At 66.7% G+C, this 2693-nt stretch carries 2 protein-coding genes and 1 pseudogene; 1 reads left to right on the forward strand and 2 read right to left on the reverse strand.

The genetic code is table 11. The annotated features are described in order from the left end of the window. The coding region (locus BM175_RS22920) for a hypothetical protein (protein ID WP_210185828.1) at positions 1-192 on the forward strand (192 nt) is incomplete at its 5' end. A 192-nt stretch (positions 193-384) separates the two neighbouring features. Here BM175_RS22920 and BM175_RS22215 read toward each other — a convergent pair. Then, positions 385-1851 carry a calcium-binding protein gene (locus tag BM175_RS22215; protein WP_090966990.1) on the reverse strand — a complete coding sequence of 489 codons (1467 nt, stop codon included), beginning with the start codon at positions 1849-1851 and terminating at the stop codon, positions 385-387. A gap of 516 nt (positions 1852-2367) precedes the next feature. Next, positions 2368-2693, reverse strand: a pseudogene (locus BM175_RS22925) (methyl-accepting chemotaxis protein); the annotation flags it as partial.

Consider the following 2693-nt stretch of genomic DNA (forward strand, 5'->3'; position numbering starts at 1 on the left):
GCGCGCCTGATTGCCGAGTTCAGGACGGCGGCGACCGCCAACCATGCCCGCCAGAGCGAGCGCGCCGCCCAGCGGACCGCGAACGTCGCCAAGCGTGCCGCCCCGGCGGCCCGTCCCACCGTCCAGATGAAGCCGGTCGCGCAAGGTAACGCAGCCCTCGCCGCGCTTCAGGACAATTGGCAAGAGTTCTGACGAGGCGCAGCTTCGCCGGCGTCCTGCCGCGAAGACGATGATCGAAAGGCCCGCCCGGTCGGCCGCGGCGGGCCTGTCGCGTTGATGCTGGACATTCCTGCGGCCGGCGGCCGCCGCCTTGCCACAGGCACGGATCGACGGGCGGGATCTGTTCGATCCTGCCCGCCGCGGTATGGAAGGGCCGGGGGCTCGTCAGAGCCAGAAGTCGCCCGACGTAAACGTATGCTGGCCCTGCACCATGATCATCATTTCAGGGGTGGCGTCGCCTGCCGTGTTGAAGGTCAGGATCGTCATCCCGCCGACCTTCAGCTGACCGATCTCGCCGACGGCGAGGATCCCGTCCGTATCCATGCGGAACGCCTGGTTGCCGGCCAGCACCTCGTTCGCATCGATCGCGGACACGTCGATCCGGTCGGAGCCCTTCACGAAGTCGTCGATCTGGTCGGCATTGCCGGCGCCATAGGAGGAATCCGTCACCGACTGGAACTCGAAGGCGTCGCTGCCGGCTCCGCCCGCAAGCCGATCCTGGCCGGCGCCGCCGTTCAACCGGTCGTTGCCGGCACCGCCGTCGAGCGTATCCTGCCCGGCGCCGCCCCGCAGCGTATCGACTCCCTCGGCGCCGAACAGGAAATTGTCGCGGTCGTTCCCGGATATCTCGTTCGCCAGGGCATTGCCGAAGCCGTTGATGTTACCTTCGCCGGTGAGGTGGAGGTGCTCGACGTTGTCGCCGAGCTGGACGGTCACGTTCGCATAGACGCGATCGATACCAGCGTTGGCCGCTTCCACGACCGTATCGCCGATCGGCGTGTAGATGCCTTTCACCATGTCGACGATGTAGGTGTCGTTGCCGGCGCCGCCTTCCATGCGATCGGCCCCGGCGCCCCCGTCGAGGGTGTCGTTGCCGGCGCCTCCGAGAAGGGTGTCGTGGCCCCCGCCGCCTTCCAGCGTATCGTTCCCGGCATGGCCGGTGAGAGCGTTGGTCCCGTCGTTTCCGACGATCAGGTTGTCGAGCTCATTGCCGGTGCCGGACAAAGGGGTATCACCGCCCAGCCGAAGGTCCTCGACGTTCTTGGACAGTGTCCAACTGATCGTCGACAGGACGGTGTCGCGTCCTTCGCCCGCGAGTTCGACCGTCGCGTCGCCCGCGTTGTCGACGACATAGACGTCGTCGCCCCGACCACCGACCAGGCTGTCGGCACCCGTGCCGCCGTCGATGTAGTCGTTGCCGCCGTAGCCAAAGACCATATCGTCGTTCTGGCCCATGAAGAAGGCATCGCCGTGCTGGCTGCCATAGGCGTAGTCCACCCGCGTCGAGCCGATCGTGTCGTCCTCGCCGAAGATCGTCTGCCCGCTGGACGCGGCCGTCGCGACCGTGATGTCGGCGCCGAAGGAGACGCGTTCACCGCTCGTCGCGTTGCCAGCGAAGATGTCGAGGGAGTGGAGGCCCTGACCGAGACCCTTCGAGAAGGCGATGGTCGCTGTGCCGCCCGAAAGGCCGCTCTGGACGACCGTCTGATCAAGCGACGCATTGTAGTAGAAGCTCTTCGCCGGAACATGCGTCACCGGATCGGTATACGGCGAGACATAGGCCGTCGCCTTGACGTTGAGCGTCGAAGATGCGGGATCGAAGCGCAAGGAGCGGGTGAGCGTGGCGGCCATGTCAGGTTGTTTCCCGCGACGCGCAGGCTCGGCGTCGTTCTGTCCGGGACGCTATCGGCCGAGGCATCCGCGTGACAGACGGTCATGATTAACAAACCGGAAATATCGAAGGGGTTGGTTACCGCGGCGAACCGGCCGATCGCAGCCGCTTGCCGTCGGGACGCAACCAATGTCCTGAGTGGATGTCGCGACCGGGAGGAGGAGACCGAAGGATATCCGGTCTTGCGCCCCGGTCGTCGGCCGCTTCTGACCTTGCACCACGCAGTTGGGTGCAGGTTCCGTTTGGTGAAAACGGAACGGACAAGGAGTATGTCTTGCGATCGCCTCGCAGCCTGCCGGTGTGATCCGCCTTCCGTCTCCGCGCGAAACGATTGCTTTCGGCCATCTCGCCGGGTTGACCGCCGATGCTGGGCCCAAGGGAGTGCTCCCTTGCAGGAGGTTCCGCCGCAGCGAAGCGGGCACACCCTCATCGAGACCCGTTTCGGGTCGTGACGTCCAAGCCGATGGTGGGAGCGCTCAGAACTCCTCCCAACCCTCCTCCATGGCCGCGGCCTTCGGAGCCGCCCCGCCATAACCCGCCGTGCGCATCTGCGCGACCGGACGAGCCGGGGCGGGCGGGACTGGGCGCATCGGCGCGGCGGCCGCCATGCGCCGGAATGATGCGGCATGGCCGGCATGGGCGGCAGCGGTGCGTACGGATGCTGCCATTGAACGCTGCCCCCGGCCGGTCGCAAACCCCGACACCAACCCCGCCAGCGCTTCCGTCTCGCCCGACAGCGCCTGCGCCGCCGCCGTCGTCTCCTCCACCATCGCCGCGTTCTGCTGCGTGACCTTGTCCATCT

This window comes from Aureimonas phyllosphaerae (assembly GCF_900113065.1).
GTDB classification, from domain to species: Bacteria; Pseudomonadota; Alphaproteobacteria; order Rhizobiales; family Rhizobiaceae; genus Aureimonas; species Aureimonas phyllosphaerae.